The sequence below is a fragment of the Larkinella punicea genome (genome assembly GCF_003334855.1).
GTDB lineage: Bacteria > Bacteroidota > Bacteroidia > Cytophagales > Spirosomataceae > Larkinella > Larkinella punicea.
Window position 1 is genome coordinate 1 of the sequence record NZ_QOWE01000023.1, and the last position, 14,130, is coordinate 14,130.

13 protein-coding genes are annotated in these 14,130 nt (G+C 52.6%); 6 read left to right on the forward strand and 7 right to left on the reverse strand.

Going from position 1 to position 14,130, the window contains the following annotated elements; translation table 11 throughout:
* Window positions 1–331 precede the first annotated feature (331 nt).
* The 4 genes from DUE52_RS24030 to msrB form a co-directional block, all read right to left on the reverse strand.
* The gene (locus DUE52_RS24030) at window positions 332–2,077 is read right to left on the reverse strand and encodes a GMC oxidoreductase (protein WP_114408622.1); all 1,746 of its coding nucleotides are present in this window, start codon (window positions 2,075–2,077) and stop codon (window positions 332–334) included.
* A 116-nt stretch (window positions 2,078–2,193) separates the two neighbouring features.
* Window positions 2,194–2,661 (reverse strand): hypothetical protein, encoded by a 468-nt coding sequence (locus DUE52_RS24035; protein ID WP_114408623.1) that lies wholly within the window; start codon window positions 2,659–2,661, stop codon window positions 2,194–2,196.
* A gap of 111 nt (window positions 2,662–2,772) precedes the next feature.
* Entirely contained in the window at window positions 2,773–4,053 is a 1,281-nt protein-coding gene (locus DUE52_RS24040) for a D-alanyl-D-alanine carboxypeptidase/D-alanyl-D-alanine-endopeptidase (RefSeq protein WP_114408624.1), read from the reverse strand.
* Between the two features lie 124 nt (window positions 4,054–4,177).
* Window positions 4,178–4,573: a peptide-methionine (R)-S-oxide reductase MsrB gene (gene msrB / locus DUE52_RS24045; RefSeq protein WP_114408625.1), complete on the reverse strand. Its 396-nt coding sequence runs from the start codon at window positions 4,571–4,573 to the stop codon at window positions 4,178–4,180.
* A gap of 113 nt (window positions 4,574–4,686) precedes the next feature.
* On the opposite strand from msrB, the gene DUE52_RS24050 reads away from it, so the two are divergent.
* Together DUE52_RS24050 and DUE52_RS24055 are read left to right on the forward strand one after the other, a co-directional pair.
* Window positions 4,687–6,606: a RecQ family ATP-dependent DNA helicase gene (locus DUE52_RS24050; protein ID WP_114408626.1), complete on the forward strand. Its 1,920-nt coding sequence runs from the start codon at window positions 4,687–4,689 to the stop codon at window positions 6,604–6,606.
* A 4-nt stretch (window positions 6,607–6,610) separates the two neighbouring features.
* Complete coding sequence (locus tag DUE52_RS24055; RefSeq protein ID WP_133299935.1) at window positions 6,611–8,014, forward strand: DUF5723 family protein; 1,404 nt, start codon at window positions 6,611–6,613, stop codon at window positions 8,012–8,014.
* A gap of 85 nt (window positions 8,015–8,099) precedes the next feature.
* Here the strand turns inward: DUE52_RS24055 and tpiA are convergent, their stop codons facing one another.
* On the reverse strand, window positions 8,100–8,867 hold the full coding sequence (gene tpiA, locus DUE52_RS24060) for a triose-phosphate isomerase (protein WP_114408628.1): 768 nt from the start codon (window positions 8,865–8,867) through the stop codon (window positions 8,100–8,102).
* Between the two features lie 123 nt (window positions 8,868–8,990).
* On the opposite strand from tpiA, the gene DUE52_RS33150 reads away from it, so the two are divergent.
* Both DUE52_RS33150 and DUE52_RS24070 read left to right on the forward strand, forming a co-directional pair.
* Window positions 8,991–9,056, forward strand: coding sequence for an SEC-C metal-binding domain-containing protein (locus DUE52_RS33150; RefSeq protein WP_114408734.1), 66 nt, complete (start codon window positions 8,991–8,993; stop codon window positions 9,054–9,056).
* A 42-nt stretch (window positions 9,057–9,098) separates the two neighbouring features.
* On the forward strand, window positions 9,099–10,352 hold the full coding sequence (locus DUE52_RS24070; protein ID WP_114408629.1) for an aspartyl protease family protein: 1,254 nt from the start codon (window positions 9,099–9,101) through the stop codon (window positions 10,350–10,352).
* A gap of 152 nt (window positions 10,353–10,504) precedes the next feature.
* On the opposite strand, the gene rpmB is transcribed toward DUE52_RS24070, so the two are convergent.
* Together rpmB and DUE52_RS32500 are read right to left on the reverse strand one after the other, a co-directional pair.
* A complete protein-coding gene (gene rpmB, locus DUE52_RS24075) occupies window positions 10,505–10,744 on the reverse strand; it encodes a 50S ribosomal protein L28 (protein WP_114408630.1) in 240 nt (79 codons plus the stop codon).
* A gap of 143 nt (window positions 10,745–10,887) precedes the next feature.
* Window positions 10,888–11,064 carry a C1orf53 family protein gene (locus DUE52_RS32500; protein WP_165841020.1) on the reverse strand — a complete coding sequence of 59 codons (177 nt, stop codon included), beginning with the start codon at window positions 11,062–11,064 and terminating at the stop codon, window positions 10,888–10,890.
* Between the two features lie 114 nt (window positions 11,065–11,178).
* On the opposite strand from DUE52_RS32500, the gene rocD reads away from it, so the two are divergent.
* Window positions 11,179–12,432: an ornithine--oxo-acid transaminase gene (rocD, locus tag DUE52_RS24080; RefSeq protein WP_114408631.1), complete on the forward strand. Its 1,254-nt coding sequence runs from the start codon at window positions 11,179–11,181 to the stop codon at window positions 12,430–12,432.
* Between the two features lie 62 nt (window positions 12,433–12,494).
* On the forward strand, window positions 12,495–14,012 hold the full coding sequence (locus tag DUE52_RS24085) for a carboxylesterase family protein (RefSeq protein WP_114408632.1): 1,518 nt from the start codon (window positions 12,495–12,497) through the stop codon (window positions 14,010–14,012).
* The last annotated feature ends 118 nt before the right edge of the window (window positions 14,013–14,130 follow it).

Here is a 14,130-nt window from a genome sequence, read left to right on the forward strand (position 1 = left end):
CACATAGGTAACGGTGTCAGGCACCTAAGGCACTGCTGTTTTTATCCATCCCCCACCGCTTAGCCGAGTGACTACCAAAGATAATTCGGTTAATGGTAATCAAAGAGGGTGTCGAACAAAGGTATGATCGGCACGCGGAGAAAGATTTCTTATTTTAGCTACCGACGCTACGCTGTTGAACCTCTAACGGGGCAGGAGATCGTTTTTTATTGAGTAAAACTCAGTAAATGACCAACCCGTCGGGTCGCTACGCGATCTCAAGCCACACTACTCTTCCTTTTTCTACAAACATCAGGTCGCCAGGCGACCAGGAATTTAACTCAAGCGCCTTCTAAATATTTTTTCGCTTGACCTCATCGATCAAATACTCACTCGTGCGCATGGATGCGGCCAGGATGGTCCAGGTGACGTTTTTGTCGCCCTGGGTCACGAAGGGGGCGGCATCGACGACGAACAGGTTCTTGACGTCGTGGGCCTGCTGAAACTTGTTCAGCGCCGACTTGGCGGGGTCGTTTCCCATCCGCACCGTCCCGACTTCGTGGATAATCCGGCCCGGAGCCGCCAGTCCGTAGTTCTGGTCTTTGCCGGGTTTGTTGCCCATCGGCATGCCGCCCATCGCGTCGATGATTTGCTCGAACGTATCCTGCATGTGTTTCGCCTGTTTGACCTCGTTATCCGACCATTTGTAGTGAAACCGCAGCGTCGGAATCCCGTATTTATCGACCGTATTCGGATCAATTTCGCAGTAATTGCTTTCCAGCGGAATCGGTTCGCCCCGGCCCGACATGCTCACGTAGGCACCATAAAACCGGCGAACGTCGTCTTTCAATCCGGCACCGTAGCCGCCGGCGGGTTTCATCTTACCGTCGCGTCCGGGAATTTTGCCGTTCAGGTTTTCAATGCCGCCCCCAAAACCGTAGCCGGGCATGCCCATGCCGCCACCGTATTCGATGTGGTAGCCGCGCGGAAAATCCAGTTTTTTGTTGTCGAGCCACCAGGGCGTAAAGACGTGCATCCCGCCTACGCCGTCTTCATTGTAGCGTTTGCGGTCCATCAGGGCCGGAACAAACCCGGACCGGGAAGCGCCGGTGGAATCATTCAGGTATTTGCCGACTACGCCACTCGAATTGGCGAGTCCGTTCGGGAAACGGGACGATTTGGAATTGAGCAGCAGCCGCGCCGATTCGCAGGTGCTGGCTCCCAGAATCACGGTTTTTCCGTAAACCGACACTTCCTGCATGCTGATCGTATCGACGTAGGAAACGCCCGTGGCTAAACCAGTTTTGGCGTCGGTCAGCACTTCCCGCACCATCGCGTTGTTTTGCAGCGTCAGATTGCCGGTTTTCATGGCCGGAATGCACAGCACCGACGACGAGGAGAAATCGGCATAGGCTGAGCAGCCCCGGTTGCACTGGCGACAGTAAAAACACTGCCCGCGCTCTTTGTTAATCGGCTGGGTCAGAATGGATAAGCGCGACGGAATGACGGGAATGCCAATGCCGGTAGCGGCTTTTTTGAGCATCAGCTCGTGCAAACGCGGTTTGGGTGGTGGCAAAAAGTGGCCATCCGGTTCGTTGTGCATGTTTTCGACCGACCCGAAAACGCCGATGAGTTTATCCACCCGGTCGTAGAACGGTTTCATGTCGTCGTAGGTGATGGGCCAGTCGTCGCCAATTCCGGTGAGGGAACCGCGCCGGAAATCGTCGGGACCGAAGCGCATCGAAATGCGGCCCCAGTGGTTGGTGCGACCGCCCAGCATCCGGGAGCGGAACCAGTGAAAATCGGCACCGGGTTTCGAAGAATACGGTTCCCCTTCGATTTCCCAACCACCCCAGGCGGCATCGAAATCACCGCCCGCCCGCGTGGTGCTGGCTCCGCGCCGGGGCGATTCATACGGCCATTTGAGCTGGGTCATGTATTTCGGATCAGCCGGATCGAAATACCCGCCGGCTTCGAGGAGCAGCACTTTGGCCCCGGCTTTGGTCAGCATGTAGGCTGCCATACCGCCCCCGGCACCCGATCCGACGACGATGGCGTCGTAAACCGTCGGGGCTTTTTTGAGTTGAAAAAGATCCATTGAACGAGGCTATAGGATAAGGAGTTATCCCAAAAAGCAGTAAAACCGCATCACCTACTGATGCGGTTTTACTGCTTCTGTTTTTCGCGGATCAGCCGGGTTTAGAAACTTATAATTTAATCGGCATGGCCCCGGTTGGCAGCGGGTTCCGTGGGGTTGATGCTTCGGGAAGGAAGCGGGCTGACCGGCTTCATTTCCAGCATTTTCTGGTCCCAGAGCGCAATGGAATCGTGAGCGACGTTCAGTTTGGCCAGCTCATTGACTAACTCGTTATAGGCCCGTTGGTTGAGGCTTTTCAGGCTTTGCAGATCCGCCGGTTTCAGCAGGGCCAGGGTTTCGATGAGCGTCAGTCGCCCGACATCCGCCAGATTACAAACTTTCCGACGCCGGACGATGGAATAGAACGTTGTCCGGGTCTGCACCCGCAGCGGAATTTGTTCGAGGGTGATGGCGGGGATTTCGCTGAGGATCTGTTTTCGCCGTCGGATTTCGCTTTCCAGAAACGACTGCAACCGGATCAGCTCAACTCCGGAGATGGTCGCTATTTTCTGGCGCAACTGATCGAGGTTATATTCCTCCTGCATGGTGTGTACGGTCTGATTCGGTGGGGTATTGTGCCGGATCAAAATTAGCGGGTGAAACCGTGGCTTTCAACGGAAACTGCCCGTTTTTTTAGGGAAATTTACGGGTTTCACTCAATAGCTCTGGTGAATTTCTGTCAGAAAAGCCGCCGTCCGGTTCCGCATATCGGCCACCGATCCGGCAAAATTGTTGTGCATCATACTGAACAGCAATAACTTTCCTTTCTTCGTAATCAAATAACCGCTCAGGTTATAAACGCCCGTCATCGACCCGGATTTGGCAAAGACGAACGGGCGATCCGTTTTGTAGACCCGCTGAATGGTTCCCGTCGAGCCGCCAATCGCCAGCAATTGAAATAGCCGCTCCTGCGGTACGGTTTTGTAGATCTTCTGTAACAAACTGATAATCGAACGCGGAGTAAACAGATTATACCGCGACAAGCCCGAACCATCGACCCAGTTGGGTTTGTCCGGCAAATCCGCCAGACGGTTTTTCAGGACGGTTTGAATACCCACCGAACTGTTGACGGTATCCTGCACCGACGAACAGAGCAGCATCAGGTGTTCGGCCAGGGTGTTGTCGCTGACCTGCAACATCCGTTTGTAAAGGGAGTCGGCGGGTTGGCTATACAGCGTTTTGGCCAAGCGGTCGAAGGGAATGGAAGCCGTGGCAACATCGCGGTGCAGGGTGTCGGCGAGTAATTGCGCGGCCAGTTGCGGAGACCAGCGAAAGGGAATATCCTGATGAAAAGGACGCACGGCCGCCGGGCGGTCGAAATGGTTACTATGTTCGTCGCGCTGAACGCTTCTCGAAAATTTTCGCACGGAAACCGCCGACACGCTATCCCGGAAAAACCGGGGTTCTACGTCCAGACGCGCGATGCGATCCGGAGAACCGAAGCGAACAAAATTGCCGTATAGCGGCAACGGAGCCAATTCTGCCGAATAATCATCGTTGAAATCATCCCAGGCCCAGCCGGGTCCGAAACGTTGACCGCTGTAATTAGTTGTTGAAAAAAACAGCCGTTCGGGACGGTTTCGCAAAAACCGCAAAACCGTGGTGTCGGGCAGGTTCTGGTTCAGCAAGGAAGGGTCGCCGGTTCCCCAGAAAATCAGAGAGTCGGAGCGCGTGATGTAGCGCAAAGCCGGGATGGAATCGCTCAGGGTGACTAAACCGGCGTAAAAACTGAACAGCTTGGTGTTGGATGCGGGGGTAAAATACAGGTGGGCTTGGTGCTGCACGACCATTTTCTGCTTTTCCCAGTCGTATAAAGCAAACCCGGTCGCATGATCGGCGAGTTGGGGATCCTGGCGAAGCTGGCGCTGAATTGGGCGGTAGGTTGAACAGCCGGTCAGCACCAGCCAAAGGCCGAGGAGGTATAAAGGAAATCGCATACCCCAAAATACGGTTTTTTGCGTTTAGTAAAGCGAAGAGACCGGCAAGACGTTACTTTTTAAACACCTCTATCACGAAAAAACCGCCCGAATCGTTGTGATCCGGGCGGTTTTCCTGAAAAACTCAGGCAAGTTTCAGCTTCAGCGATACCGAATTCAGGCAATACCGCAAGCCCGCTGGTGGAGGGCCATCGTTAAAAACGTGGCCGAGGTGGGCGTCGCAAACCGCACACAGCACTTCAACCCGCGACATGCCGTAGGTGTAGTCGTTTTCGAGGTGAATCAATTCCGGATCCATGGGTTCGGTAAAACTGGGCCAGCCCGTGCCGGAATCAAATTTTTGTTTGGATTCGAACAGGTCGGTGCCGCAGCAAACGCACTCGTAAACGCCGGGGTCGTGACTTTCGCAGTATTCGCCCGTAAAAGCCCGTTCAGTTCCTTTCTGGCGCGCAACCCGGTATTGTTCCGGCGTCAGTTGCTGGCGCCATTCTTCATCGGTTTTAATGACTTTCGTGATCATGTTTTTTAATTGGTTGTAAGCAGATGGTCGTCTGATAACTCATAAAGTCGTCGCGCGAAAGTTCGATTACAAGTGTAAACTAATTTCGGATTGATTTATCTTTACTGTTGGTTATGACCATCCACCAAATTCTTAAACAATTCTGGGGGTACGAGTCGTTCCGGCCTTTGCAGGAGGACATCATTCGCTCCGTGCTCGACCGGCGTGACACGCTCGTACTGCTGCCCACCGGCGGGGGTAAATCCGTTTGTTTCCAAGTGCCAGCCCTGGCGCTGGGCGGTGTTTGCCTCGTCGTAACCCCACTGATTGCCTTGATGAAAGACCAGGTCGAGCAATTGCGGAAACGCGGTATTTCGGCCGTGGCGATTTATTCGGGTATGCACTGGCGGGAAATCGACCGGGCACTCGACAACTGTATCTATGGCAACGTCCGTTTTCTCTACGTTTCGCCCGAACGACTCCAGACCGAAATTCTGATTGAACGGGTCAAGCAGATGAAAATTAGTTTGCTGGCCGTCGACGAAGCGCACTGTATTTCGGCCTGGGGCTACGATTTTCGCCCTCCCTATCTCCAGATTGCGGCTTTTCGCGACCTGCTGCCGGGCGTTCCGGTGGTGGCCCTGACGGCTTCGGCCACGCCGGATGTGCAGTCGGATATTGTTGAAAGACTCGAAATGCGGCAGCCGCAGGTGTTCCGTCAAACGTTCGCCCGCAAGAATTTGTCATATTCTGCGTTTTACGAAGAGAATAAAGAAGCCCGCCTGCTGAAAGTGTTGCAGGGCGTTCCGGGTTCGGCCATTGTTTATGTGCGGAGTCGGCGGCAAACGCAGGATGTGGCCGAGTGGCTGCACCACCAGGGCATCCGCGCCGATTATTACCACGCGGGGTTGACGGCAAAGCAACGGTCTGATAAACAGGACGCCTGGGTTCATAACCGTATACGGGTGATCGTGGCTACGAATGCCTTTGGCATGGGAATCGACAAACCCGACGTCCGAACGGTTGTTCACCTGGATGTGCCGGATAGCCTGGAAGCCTATTACCAGGAAGCCGGGCGGGCGGGTCGCGACGAGAAAAAAGCGTATGCGGTTTTACTGTACAGCCACAAGGACTTAAGTGACATCGAACAGCGGGTGATTCAGCAATACCAGCCGGTTGAAATGCTCCGGCGGGTGTATCAGGCACTGGCGAACTACGCGAATCTGGCCATTGGCGGGGGTGAATTCTCCGACATCGATTTCGACCTGACGGCATTCTGTCAGGCGTTTCAATTGCCGGTAACGGATACGCATTATGCGCTGAAACAGTTGCAGTTGGAAGGTTTTATTGAGTTGAGTGAAGCCTATTTCAGTCCGTCGAAAGTGATGATTGCGGTGGATAACCGGGCGTTGTATGAGTTTCAGGTCATGAATCCGCATTACGATTCATTTCTGAAGCTGTTGCTGCGGATTTACGGGGGAGAACTGTTCACCAATTTCGTCAGCATTTCGGAAAGTTCGCTGGCCAAAACCACGCGAATGCCGGAAACCGAAGTTCTTTCGTATCTGGAACAACTGTCACAACGGTCGATTCTGGTGTATGAAAAACAAAAAGACAAACCGCAACTGACGTTCCTGACCCCGCGTTTCGATGCCCGGAATTTGCCGGTCAATGTCATGCAACTGGAACAGCGAAAGCAGCGGGATCTGGCTAAAGTGCGGGCGATGGTCGATTACGTCCAGAACCCGATTCAGTGCCGTACGCGGCTGTTGCAGGCTTATTTTGGCGAGATGCCCGGCGATGCCTGCGGAGTTTGCGACCACTGTTTAAGTCAAAACCAGCACCCGCCGGATTCCGATGAACTTCGGCAGCGGATTTTGCAATACCTTGACGCTTCGGGCGGGCACGGACTCGCGCCCCGGCTGCTGGCCGATCAGTTGAATTTGACCACCGACCGGCTTTCCGCCGTTCTCCGCCAGATGCTGGCTGACGAACAATTGCGGATTGATGCCGCCGGTAATTTGCACAGAATGAACACAATGAATCAACGATAAGTACATGAAGAACTCTGTTTTACGCTTGCTCCTGACCGTTCTGGTGGGTTCTACTTCCTTGATGGTCCGGGCACAATACCAGCCGGGTTTGGTAAGCAGCAACTACGGTGGCATCCACCGGATGCTTCAGAATCCGTCCTCCATTGCCGGTTCACGGTACAAATTTCAAATCATTGCCTTCACCGGCACATCTTCCGTTAATTCTTTATACACGAAATACGTAGCGAAAGGTTTGTTTCAAACGATTCAGTTGCCTTATAGTCAGGGGCTTAGTTTACCCCTTCGAACGATTGGCTCCATCACGGATGCGCCCCGAACCACGTCGTATTCCGAAATTCTGGGACCGTCCATTTTGCTCAATGTCGACGGCAACCAGACGATTGCGCTCCACACGCGGATGAAAAGTTACCTGTATGGCTCCGCTTTGCCCGAAAACTTAACCGAGGCCTATCGTAACCGGCTTTTTTACAGGAATTTACAGCCGTCGGCAGGGAACATGGATTTCAACCTGGCGCACAACAGCTATGGCGAAATTGGCCTGACGTATGGTTTGCAGGTTTTCGACGGGCATTGGCACCGCTTGAATGTGGGGGCTACGGTTCGGCGGATTGTGGGGGCGCAGCTCAGTTACCTGAATGCCCGGGGCAATTATGCGATTCTCCAGAACAACGGCGATGTGGAGAAAACGCTGGACATTACCAATCTGCAATATGAACTCGGCCAAACGACGCCCCGCAAGGATTTTGGCCTTTCGTCGGTTTTTTCCAGGGCCTACGGTAGCGGTTGGGGGTATGATCTCGGTGCCACCTATGAAATCGGCCGCCGAACAACCGGAAGGGGGTATGATTCGTATGCGTCGACAAAAGACCCGCGCCCGGCCTACTGGCTGCGGTTATCGGCGGCTTTGATGAATGGTGGAAGTATCAAATACCCGGCGGGTCAGTCGGTAACCGGCAGTGGTCGGCTGACGTTTCAGCAGGAAGAACTGGAGAAATTCGGCAATGCGCCGACGGATTATCTGACGACTAAATCCGATAACATCCCGCAGCCGTATGATCCTGGAAAAGTCGCTTTGCCAAGAATGGTGCATTTTGAAGCGGATATGCGGCTGATGCCGTCCTTTTATGTCAACGGCTTGTTGATGAACAACCTGTCGGCGGCTTCATCGACTCAGATGCCAAACATGCTGATTATCACGCCCCGGTTTGAAGATGAGGACGTCGAATTTGGCCTCCCGATTTCGATTATCGGTGCCGATAGCCGGGTTGCGGTTGGCATGTCAACCCGCTTAGGTCCCATCACCCTCGGTTTCAGCGATATGGGACGGCTTTTCAGCAAGAAAGGGGATAACCGGAGTTCCATCGCCTGGATCGGTTTCTCCGTCTGGAAATGGCGGGAAAAGGGTTAGGAGTGAAGAATTAAGAGTCAAAAATTAAAAGTAGGCTAACGCATTTTTTTCAAGCTTGCGTCAGCCTACTTTTAATTTTTAACTCTTAATTCTTCACTCCCTTCACGACAAGGGTGAATTCCCGGGATTTCAGGGAAGCACCGCCAATCAGACCGCCATCGACGTCCGGCTGGGCGAAGAGTTCGGCGGCATTTTTCTCGTTGGCACTCCCGCCGTACAGAATCGAGGTGTTGTCGGCTACTTCCTGGCCATATTGGCTGGCGATGTGTTGCCGCAGCATGGCGTGCATTTCCTGCGCCTGGTCCGAGGTGGCGGTTAGGCCCGTGCCGATGGCCCAGATGGGTTCGTAGGCAATGACGATGTTCGCAAACTGTTCCGGGGATAGATGAAACAGGCTTTCGGTCAGTTGGGCGCGTACGAAATCCAGGTGGACTTCGGTCTGGCGTTGTTCCAGCGACTCACCACAGCAAAAGATGGGGGTCAGGCCGTTGGCCAGCGCACTGTTTACTTTGTCAGCCAGTTGCGCGTTCGTTTCGCTGAAATACTGCCGCCGTTCGCTGTGGCCCAGAATCACGTACCGAACACCGAGTGACTTCAGCATGGGGGCCGAAATTTCACCCGTATACGCTCCGGAAGCCTTTTCGTGGCAATTCTGAGCACCCAGTGCCACCCGCGTCTGGCCTTCCAGATAGGGCTTGAGGGTGGTAAGGTAAAGAGCCGGAGGGCACAGCACGACATCGACCTCTCCCGTCACCTCATCTTTGATCATATTGACCACTTCCGACACCAACGCGACAGCCTCGTCGAGCGTCTTGTTCATTTTCCAGTTTCCGGCAACAATTTTTTTACGCATTGGTTATTGGATGGTTTAAGCCCTGATTACGAATCGAATACAAAAAGCAGGGTGTCTCTAAACTTAATTTTACGGTTTCTTGTTCAGCCACTCGCAGGACGAAATTAGCGGTTTTTCAACAGCATTTGCCATTCAAATAAAAAGTATAAAAATTGTTGCGCAACGATTTTGAAAAAATTGTGTTATTAGACAAAATAGTTGTAACTTTCTTACGTATTCACAAAAAAAGCCATGAAGCTGTTTGTCGTTTTCTTCGGATTATTGCTTTGCTGGCAGGAGGTTTTAGCAAATAATGACGAGCTGAGTGAGCGATATGGGTATTTCATTGCTAATAACCGGAAGCAAACCCGGATTCCGTTCCAACTGCATTCCAATCTGATCATCGTTCCGGTTCAGATTAACAATTCTGACACGCTCCATTTTATTCTGGATACCGGCGTTAGTTCGGTAATCATCACCGATCCGACAGCCATTCGGCGGCAGCCGCTGCGTTTTACCCGAAAAGTGAAACTAACCGGTGCCGGCGAAGGCGGCCAACTGATGGCATCGGTCGCCATCGACAATTTGCTGATGATGGGGCACATGCGGGCGACGCATCAGAATATCGTTGTGCTGGATGATGACATTCTCCGCCTGTCGGAATACGTCGGTGTTCCCATTCACGGCATTTTCGGCTACGAAGTGTTCAATAATTTTGTGGTAACCATCGATTTTCAGCGCCGGGAACTGGTGTTAAATACGCCCAAAAACTACCGCTATCGCCGGTCGCACGGTTCACGCTATCCCATTGCCATTCAGGATACAAAACCGTATACCGATGTCATGGCGTTGCTCGAAGGCGGCAAAACCCTGCCCATCCGGGTGGTGATCGATACGGGTGCGGGCCACGCGCTGCTGATCAATCGTAGCAATGGCGACGACATTCGGTTGCCCGACAAGGTCATCCGGGCGCAATTGGGCCGTGGATTAAGTGGGGTCATCAACGGCAATCTGGGGCGGATTGAGAAAATCCGTCTGGGGAATTTCGAGATGGACAATGTCGTGGCATCTTTTCCAGATAGCACATCGTTTGGCCTGAAAATTGCCGAACATGCCGCCGAGCGGAACGGCAATCTGGGGTGTGAAATCCTGCGCCGGTTCCGGGTCACGTTCAATTACCAGGACAAATACATGGTTTTGAAGCCCATCAAACGCATTCTGAAGCAGTCGTTCGAACACGACATGAGCGGACTCGAACTGAAAGCGCGCGGGGACCATTTCCGGAATTATTACATCGAGAAAGTAATCGATGACTCGCCGGCCGGTCGATCCGGTTTGAGAGACGGCGATGAGGTTCTGTTTATCAACAACCTGCCAGCCGGCGATTTAAACGTGAGTGAAATCTACAAGATGCTGCAAAAAGGCGAAGGCAAGGAAGTCAGTATCCTCGTCCGGCGCAATGGCAATATCATTTTTGCGCAATTTGCGTTGAAGCGAATGATTTAGAACGGTATAAACCAGTAAAACGCAAAATACAGGCGAATGAATGTGAAAGAATGATCTTTCCATTTATTCGCCTGTATTTTGCGTTTTACCTAAAAAGCGACCTGATCCCGCAGGATCAATCACCCGGAAAACCGTCAACTACCGTGAGTTATTTAAACAGACAGCGTTCCTTTGCTGTGTGCATCTTTCAACACGGCTTCAAGGCCTTTCTTGTTGATGGTACGCATGGCCGAAGTAGCGACCTTTAACGTAATCCATGCTCCCTGAGACTCAAGGAAGAAGCGTTTCTTCTGCAAGTTGGGATAAAACTTCCGTTTTGTTCTATTGTTAGCGTGTGATACGTTGTTACCAACCCGCGTCCGCTTTCCTGTAATTTGACAAACTCGTGCCATGACAATACCTGTTTCTGAATGAGCCTGCAAAATTGGGGAATATTTTATTTAAATACAACCGTAACGAGTTAAAAGTTAAGAATTAAGAGTGAAGAGTTGGCTGACGCAAGCTGTAAGTGAGTGCGTCAGCCAACTCTTCACTCTTAATTCTTAACTTTTAACTCCCCCCGCCAGGGGCAGTGTTTGCAGCCATTTTTGCAGCAGTAACCGCGTTTCAGGTGATAAACCGTTGTGAAAACGACGTATCCCTGTTCATTGTAGTAATAATCTTCATCGGCCAGCCCCTCAATTTTGGGCTTTTGGGGGTTAGTAGACGGCATTGTTTGTCTGACTGAGCAAGGAAGTGTAATTTTGAAGCCATTGGCTGCCCATCGGCTTTGCCCTAAAATTACGCATCAGCCGACAATTTACCCACTCATCTCTCTCAAAGCACTATGCAAACGCTACCAACGGTAACCGCGACCCAACAGGCCATTGACCTGGAATGGAAATACGGCGCGCACAATTATAAACCGGTTCCGGTTGTGCTGAATCGCGGAGAAGGCATTTTTCTCTGGGATGTGGAAGGGCGAAAATACTTCGATTTTCTGTCGGCCTACAGTGCGGTCAGTCAGGGGCATTGCCATCCCCGCATCATCAACGCCTTGATTGAACAGGCGCAACGGCTGACGCTGACCTCCCGGGCTTTCCATACGGACCAATTGGGCGTATGCGAAAAATACCTATGTGACTATTTTGGCTATGATAAAGTCTTAATGATGAACTCGGGCGCGGAGGGTGGCGAAACCGCCCTGAAGCTGACGCGAAAGTGGGCCTACAAAGTGAAAGGGATTCCGCAGAACCAGGCGAAAACGGTGTATGCGACCGGCAACTTCTGGGGCCGGACGCTGGCGGCCATTTCGTCGTCGACCGATCCCGAAAGTACCAATGATTACGGCCCGCTGTTGCCGGGGTATCTGTTGATTCCGTACAACGATCTGAATGCGCTGGAAGCTATTTTTCGGAAAGAGCCCCACATCGCCGGGTTTATGGTGGAGCCGATTCAGGGCGAAGCCGGTGTGGTGGTACCGGACGAAGGATATTTGAAAGGCGTTCGGGAATTGTGTACAAAATACAATGTGCTGTTCATTGCCGACGAGGTGCAAACCGGTATCGGACGAACCGGCAAACGACTGGCGTGCGATCACGAAAGCGTAAAACCGGATTTGCTGGTGCTCGGAAAAGCCCTGTCCGGCGGAACCATGCCGGTTTCGGCGGTTTTGGCCAGCGACGAAGTGATGTTGACCATCAAACCGGGGGAACACGGCTCGACCTACGGCGGAAATCCCTTGGCCTGCGCCGTGACGATGGAAGCCCTGCGTGTCGTTGAAGATGAGAAGCTGGCCGAGAATGCCGCCGTGATGGGTGAGGTTTTTCGCAGTCGCATGAATGCTTTGGTTGACAAAACGGAAATGGTGAAACTGGTGCGAGGAAAAGGGTTGCTGAATGCCATTGTCATCGGCGAACATCCGGCTTACGGTGAAAAAACGTCCTGGGAAATTTGCCTGCGGCTGAAAGACAAGGGCTTACTGTGCAAACCGACCCACGGCGACAAAATCCGGTTTGCTCCGCCTTTGGTCATTACCGACGAACAGATGCACGAAGCGTGCGATCTGATTGAAGAGACCATTCTGGAGTTAGAACCATAAAATCAAGTAGGTTGCTCAACGTTGACGCCATACATAATTTCACCACGTTAAAAGTCAGCGCCATGAGCCAACTCTATGCCCGTTTATTCGTCATTTTTGCCGTATTCTGTTTCACAACCGGAGCGGTTGCCCAACTTCCCGACTGCGATGCCCAGCGGTATTCTACGGACATTTTTCCGACCGTAACCGTCACCACCAGTGTCACCTATGGACAGAATGTCACCGCTGGCGGGGTTACAAAGACGCTGCTGGCGGATGTGTATCAACCTGCCGGTGATGTGTCGACCCGGCGTCCACTGATTATTCTGGCCTTTGGTGGCTCCTTTCTGGGCGGACAACGCACGGACATGGACAGTTATGCCCGCAAATTTGCCCGGAAAGGCTACGTGGTCGCCACCATTGATTACCGGTTATACGATGGAAGTCTGTTTGCGTATATAAACCAGTCGGTATTTATGGATGAAGTGGTGAAAGCCGTGTCGGATATGAAAGCGGCCGTGCGGTTTTTCCGGAAGGATGCTTCTACCGTCAACACCTACGGCATCGAACCCAATTACATCATCATTGGCGGTTATTCGGCCGGAGCCATAACGGCCCTACATGCCGGATACGTCGATGCCGCCGAAATACCGGCCTATCTGGCCCCGGTTTTTGCCGCCAATGGCGGCATCAATGGTAATACCGATCACCCTGTCAGTTCGGCGGCCGGTTATTCGTCCGACGTACAGGGCGTCTGGAGTTTGTCGGGTGCCATCGATGCACAAAACTACATCGATGCCTGTGATCCTCCCTTGTTTATGACCCACGGCGACCAGGATGCGGTGGTTCCCTACGGCGCCGGTTTTCTGACCTCACCGCCCCAGATTCTCGTTGTGGTCAATATTACACCGGTATTTGGAAGTTCTGTTCTGGCCACCCAGGCTACGGCCGCCGGTGTACCCAATCAATTGTATACCGTTGCTGGTGGAGACCACAATGCCATTTATGCCAATGCGGCTGTTCTTGCTCAAATCGACCAGGAGGGAAGTCTCTTTTTAAAACAAAATGTTGTGTGCTCAAGCAATAATTGTGTCAATGTATCACCTGCTAACAGCCAAACCGTTTGTGAAGGCAGTACGGTGGCGTTGAGTGCGTCGGTTACCTGCGGAACTAGTCCGGCCTACACCTGGAGCGGGCCGAATGCCTTTACCAGCACCAGCGCCAATCCGACGATTCCGAATGCGACAACGGCCGCCAGCGGCAGTTACACCGTTATTGTCAGTGATGCCGGGAAATGTTCCGGTACTGCCGTTGTTGAGGTACTTGTTTCCCCAAAACCGCAACTCACGCTTCTGCCCGGTTCCGTGTCGCTGACGGGTTGTAATTGCAATACCTCGACGGTTGTGGCCAGGGCTACCCCAACCGGCACCCTCATCAACTGGACCCGAACGCCGGGCGGGGCACCGACACCGGATAGTGGCACCGGCACGAATGAAGTCACCATTACCCAATCGCTGCCTTCGGGCAATTTTACCTACCAGTTTACCGCCACCCTAAACGGTTGTCAAACCGCCGGTTCGATCCCGGTTTTGGTACCCTGATAACGATCTCTGCTGGGGCGGTTGCGATTGGGTAGCCCTTTTTTTCTTCATATGAAATTTTTCAAAAACGGTCGGCAAACGGTTTTAGTACAGTCCGTTGAAAAAAAATAATACCTTG

Excerpts from the sequence above, each read along its gene's own strand:
- DUE52_RS24040 (WP_114408624.1), bottom strand. The coding sequence starts at position 4,053 with ATGCGATTTCCTTTATACCTCCTCGGCCTTTGGCTGGTGCTGACCGGC.
- rpmB (WP_114408630.1), bottom strand. The coding sequence starts at position 10,744 with ATGGCACGAGTTTGTCAAATTACAGGAAAGCGGACGCGGGTTGGTAAC.
- DUE52_RS24035 (WP_114408623.1), bottom strand. The coding sequence starts at position 2,661 with ATGCAGGAGGAATATAACCTCGATCAGTTGCGCCAGAAAATAGCGACC.
- DUE52_RS24055 (WP_133299935.1), top strand. The coding sequence starts at position 6,611 with ATGAAGAACTCTGTTTTACGCTTGCTCCTGACCGTTCTGGTGGGTTCT.
- tpiA (WP_114408628.1), bottom strand. The coding sequence starts at position 8,867 with ATGCGTAAAAAAATTGTTGCCGGAAACTGGAAAATGAACAAGACGCTC.
- DUE52_RS24070 (WP_114408629.1), top strand. The coding sequence starts at position 9,099 with ATGAAGCTGTTTGTCGTTTTCTTCGGATTATTGCTTTGCTGGCAGGAG.
- rocD (WP_114408631.1), top strand. The coding sequence starts at position 11,179 with ATGCAAACGCTACCAACGGTAACCGCGACCCAACAGGCCATTGACCTG.
- DUE52_RS24030 (WP_114408622.1), bottom strand. The coding sequence starts at position 2,077 with ATGGATCTTTTTCAACTCAAAAAAGCCCCGACGGTTTACGACGCCATC.
- msrB (WP_114408625.1), bottom strand. The coding sequence starts at position 4,573 with ATGATCACGAAAGTCATTAAAACCGATGAAGAATGGCGCCAGCAACTG.
- DUE52_RS24085 (WP_114408632.1), top strand. The coding sequence starts at position 12,495 with ATGAGCCAACTCTATGCCCGTTTATTCGTCATTTTTGCCGTATTCTGT.
- DUE52_RS24050 (WP_114408626.1), top strand. The coding sequence starts at position 4,687 with ATGACCATCCACCAAATTCTTAAACAATTCTGGGGGTACGAGTCGTTC.
- DUE52_RS32500 (WP_165841020.1), bottom strand. The coding sequence starts at position 11,064 with ATGCCGTCTACTAACCCCCAAAAGCCCAAAATTGAGGGGCTGGCCGAT.